The following is a 4,736-nucleotide window of genomic DNA, read 5'->3' as shown; positions in this document are numbered from 1 at the left end:
TAAGCTCTATTTCTACAACACGCATCTCGCCTCCTTCAGTCACGGATGCTACTAATTTTCCTGAAGCTGGAGTACGTACTATAGAGTGAACAATTTCCCCGTTGAGGAGTGCTACACGAAAGTCATGAACACCATTGACAATACCGGGTATACCTGAGCGTGAATCGAGAAACTCTTGCACTAAGAAGGGATAGGGGCAATGTTGCTTCTTTAAGAACTCATCGTCTCCAATGTGGACATTTCTAGCTTCAAGACCATCTACTGGCTTGACAACTTTATATTGCCCTGGTATACTACTTAGTGCATCAAAAAACTCATCTTGGCTGTTAACAAGATAGGTTTGGGGAGAATAGTCACTAAACAGCTGAAAGGTTTTATATTTGTTGGTGCAAATTTCGTTAATTTCCTGACAGTTAAGAACTGGGATAGTTCCATCAGAGCTAAACAATCCTTTATCGAAAATGACATCAGCTTTGACAGGACCGGTTTCTATCACTTCTCCATCTCGTAATTCCCAACTCTGGGCAAATTCTCCTGACCCTAGATAGGAAGATTGGTGACGAACAACACGAAAATTGGCACCACAGGCTTCAATTGCTTCACCAAGTTGGGCAATGTGTCGTATGTACTTTTTTTTAGTAAATGGGTAGGCAAAGGTGCCTGCTTCCTCAAAAAAGACAGCAACAGTTTTCAAGGTTTACCTCAAACTGGGCATCAACTAAAAATTATAGCAATTTTTATTTATTGTCTTGTGGACTTGAGCTAAAAGCCTGTAAAATTAATCCCACAGCCGGTCAGGTGCATTACTGACAAGGGTGCCAGATGTCAACCTACCCTTTTGAATTAAGAATTTAGAATTAAGAATTTAGAATTCAACCTTCAACCTTCAACCAACCTCCAACCTTCAACCAACCTCCAACCTTCAACCAACCTTCAACCTTCAACCAACCTCCAACCTCCAACCTCCAACCTTCAACCAACCTCCAACCTTCAACCAACCTCCAACCTTCAACCTTCAACCAACCTTAAACCTTGAATAAACCCATTAATCTATTTGAATACGAAGCCCTAGCGCCACAGTATTTATCGTCGATGGCACTGGATTATTACGCCAGTGGTGCTTGGGATGAAGTAACACTGCGAGACAATCGTGCAGCGTTTGAACAGATAAAACTTCGTCCTCGGATGTTGGTGGATGTTAGTCAACGAGATTTAAGCACACAAATCCTAGATCAGTTTCTCCCCATACCGATTCTGGTTGCTCCCATGGCATTCCAGTGTCTGGCCAATCCAGAGGGTGAATTGGCAACGGCAAGGGCGGCAGCTGAGGTAGGGGCAATCATGGTGTTGAGTACGATGTCTACTAAACCGTTAGAAGCTGTAGCGCTAGCTGGGAAACAGAGCCAACAGAAGCAGGAGGCAACATCCCATATCCAAAATCCCTCATGGTTTCAGCTGTATGTCCATCGCGATCGCACTCTCACCCGTAGACTGGTGGAACGGGCGGAGGCAGCTGGTTTTAGTGCCCTTTGTCTGACCGTAGATGCACCAGTGTTGGGGTGTCGGGAAAGGGATCGACGCAATCAATTTACTCTACCGGTAGGGATGGAATTGGCTAATTTAGCGACTATGACTGGTCTGGAAATTCCCAAAACTGCAGGAGAATCGGGTTTATTGAGCTATTTTGCCCAGCAAATTGATCCAACACTGACCTGGCGGGATCTGGAATGGTTACAATCGATCACTACTCTACCGGTGTTGGTCAAAGGCATTTTGCGAGGAGATGATGCTCTCAAGGCATTGGACCATGGAGCAAAAGGAATCATTGTATCGAATCATGGGGGTAGGCAATTGGATAGTGCGATCGCATCCATCGATGCCTTACCCGAAGTGGTCGCAGCCGTGGGAAATCATCTACCAGTATTAATCGATGGGGGTATCCGTCGAGGAACTGATGTGCTCAAAGCTTTAGCCTTGGGTGCATCAGCGGTGTTGGTAGGTCGTCCGGTATTATGGGGATTAGCTGTAGCAGGAGTTGCGGGAGTACGCCATGTCTTGCAATTGTTACGGGATGAATTGGATATAGCGATGGCGTTGAGTGGCTGTACTAAGGTCAAGGATATTGACCGTAGTTTGGTGAAAATTAAAGATTGACTAGATTATTAATAAATTAATATTAGCTTATAATGCCGGAACACTAAGCCAAATAGCTTAGTAATATAAATGAATTGGCTGAAGTTATAGCAAGACTGCGTATGTTAATTTTCATGAAAAAGGTTATTATTTATTGGTAATACTTTGATACTATTCCCCTAAATTACTGGCACTGAGTCAGGGTTAGGCTCAGGGTTAGATAACCTTTGAGCGATTTATCGATTGGAAAGTGATATCAGTAAGTAATTATTAGAATCCCAAAAAGAAATGAGGAATAAGCTAGCCACTATCACCCTTAGTATTATCTTATCTTTAACGTTTACCTCAGCCAGTTTAGCTGAAACAGTCTTGTCAGAAATTAAGCGCACTGGTGTTTTGAAAGTAGGAATTAGGAGAGATTCCCCTCCCTTTGGTTTTCTAGAGCAAGACCAATGGCAAGGCTACTGCGTGACTAAAATGTATTATTTAGCCAACTATCTCGGTGAAGAACTCAATACATCTGTTCGGTTCGAGGCAATTCCATCTGTTCTAGACGAAGACTCCCCTAACAATCGTTATGAGATGGTAGCCAATGGCAAGGTACATCTAGATTGTGGTCCCAATACGATCAAAAGTGCTCCACCACTATCAGGAGTTACTTACTCCACTGCTTTTTATTTTTCCGGGACACATTTTATAATCAGACCCGAAATGAAGGGTATATTCAATCCTGAAACTTCCCTAGCTGGTAAAAAAATTGGTGTCCTTCCTGGTTCAAATACACATACCTTAATCTCCAGTACCTACCCATTAGCTGAAATAGTAGACACTCCTTACAGAAGCTCTAACGGTCGAGAATTGGCTCTAAGAGATGTTGTCGAACGGAAAATTGAGGCTTTTGCCAGTGATGGCATGCTCTTAATGGCAGAAGCCTTAAGACAAGGGCTGACATTCCAGGAATTTATCTTAATTCCTGACCGACCGTTAAGTTGTGATTTTTACGGAATAATTTTACCAGATCAGGATATAGAATGGAAGACAATAATTGATAAATTTATTACTAACTTAAGGTGGGATATAATTTTGGAAAAATCCTTGGGTGTTGAATCTATTTATTACCAAGGTCTACGACAAGCTGCTTATGAAAAATGTGCTAACTAAATCGATCGCTGACTGCTGAAAGCTGACTGCTGAAAGCTGAATAATGAATACTTACAAGCCTATTTTTGATTATTCAAATAGACGACTATGTTAAACCCATTCTCTTGGATTAAGCGTGCTTCCCATCGTCGATGGTTTTACCTGCTGATTCTGGTAGTTGTGGGACTGGGTCTAGGGGTAGGGTTACCCAATACCTCATCAGCATTTGGCTCATGTGGGTTAGATGGTGATGCAGGAATTGAGATAATTCAGTTAATCACCATTTCTGATCAACAAGAAGTAGAGCTGGGTAAGTGTTTGAATCAACAAGAAGTTGATCAAGGGCTGGAGATTTATAGCGATCGCAAAATCACTGAATACGTCCAAGACATTGGTCAGAGATTAATCCCCTATAGCGATCGCCCCAATTTTCCCTATACCTTTCAAGTAGTCAAGGACAACACTATAAATGCCTTTGCCTTGGTGGGTGGCTTTGTTTATGTTCATACTGGCTTGCTGAAAGGGGTAGAAAATGAAGCTGAGTTAGCTGCAGTGATAGCTCACGAAATAGCTCACATTACTAGCAAACACAGTATCGAGAAGCTGCGCCAGATTATCAAAGACAACAACTTTACTGAAATCGAGTATGGGACAATTATAAATCTTCTTGAGGATATCGCCTTCTCTCTTCCCCGAGGAAGGCAGCAGGAATATGAAGCGGATCGCAAGGGATTAGAAATGTTGCACGGTGCTGGCTACGCTTCCTCAGGCATGACTGGATTTCTCCAAAAATTAATAACCATAGAAAAAAAATCCACCAATCAACCTGCAATGTTAAGAACCCACCCAGAAACAGTAAAACGCCTTGATACCCTAAAAGAAATAATCAACAGAAAAGGTTGGGATCCCAATGATGGTGATGGCTTAGACAGTGCTGCTTACAAACAGAGAATCCAATCTCTAGCAATCGAGTAGGTGAGCTAGCTATACTGACTGACTGTAATTGAATCATCGGGGTCGGCAATTGGATAGTGCGATCGCATCCATCGATGCCTTACCTGAAGTGGTCGCAGCTGTGGGAAATCATCTACCGGTATTAATCGATGGAGGTATCCGTCGAGGAACTGATGTGCTCAAAGCCCTAGCCTTGGGTGCATCAGCCGTGTTGGTAGGTCGTCCGGTATTATGGGGATTAGCTGTAGCAGGAGTTGCGGGAGTACGCCATGTCTTGCAATTGTTAAGGGATGAATTGGATATAGCGATGGCCTTGAGTGGCTGTACTAAGGTAAAGGATATTGACCGTAGTTTGGTGACAATTAAAGATTGACCAGAGTAATTAACGTCAGTACGGGATAAGAAAAAAGCTGAAGTCCTTGCCTAGTGAGGCTTGAACCCGATTTACTTCCCCCAGGAATAGGAAAAGGAGGGGGATAATACTGAAAATTCCCAAAAAATGATTCAGC

General features: G+C 42.8%; 5 protein-coding genes. 4 read left to right on the top strand and 1 reads right to left on the bottom strand.

What is annotated here, in order from left to right:
* On the bottom strand, window positions 1-694 hold a 694-nt coding region (locus F6K49_RS35570), incomplete at its 3' end, for a hypothetical protein (protein WP_293104350.1).
* 338 nt (window positions 695-1,032) lie between these two features.
* On the opposite strand from F6K49_RS35570, the gene F6K49_RS35565 reads away from it, so the two are divergent.
* The 4 genes from F6K49_RS35565 to F6K49_RS35550 all read left to right on the top strand — a co-directional run bounded on the left by F6K49_RS35565 (window position 1,033) and on the right by F6K49_RS35550 (window position 4,600).
* On the top strand, window positions 1,033-2,154 hold the full coding sequence (locus tag F6K49_RS35565) for an alpha-hydroxy acid oxidase (protein WP_293104347.1): 1,122 nt from the start codon (window positions 1,033-1,035) through the stop codon (window positions 2,152-2,154).
* Between the two features lie 267 nt (window positions 2,155-2,421).
* Window positions 2,422-3,294, top strand: a complete 873-nt coding sequence (locus F6K49_RS35560) for a transporter substrate-binding domain-containing protein (RefSeq protein WP_293104344.1) — start codon at window positions 2,422-2,424, stop codon at window positions 3,292-3,294.
* A gap of 87 nt (window positions 3,295-3,381) precedes the next feature.
* Window positions 3,382-4,248, top strand: a complete 867-nt coding sequence (locus F6K49_RS35555) for a M48 family metallopeptidase (protein ID WP_293040349.1) — start codon at window positions 3,382-3,384, stop codon at window positions 4,246-4,248.
* A 28-nt stretch (window positions 4,249-4,276) separates the two neighbouring features.
* Complete coding sequence (locus F6K49_RS35550) at window positions 4,277-4,600, top strand: alpha-hydroxy acid oxidase (protein WP_293104341.1); 324 nt, start codon at window positions 4,277-4,279, stop codon at window positions 4,598-4,600.
* Window positions 4,601-4,736 lie beyond the last annotated feature (136 nt).

This window comes from Moorena sp. SIO3I6 (assembly GCF_010672095.1).
This window is presented reverse-complemented; position numbering and strand designations above follow the sequence as displayed.

Coding starts and splice junctions, on each gene's coding strand:
- F6K49_RS35560 (WP_293104344.1), top strand. CDS start 2,422: ATGAGGAATAAGCTAGCCACTATCACCCTTAGTATTATCTTATCTTTA.
- F6K49_RS35555 (WP_293040349.1), top strand. CDS start 3,382: ATGTTAAACCCATTCTCTTGGATTAAGCGTGCTTCCCATCGTCGATGG.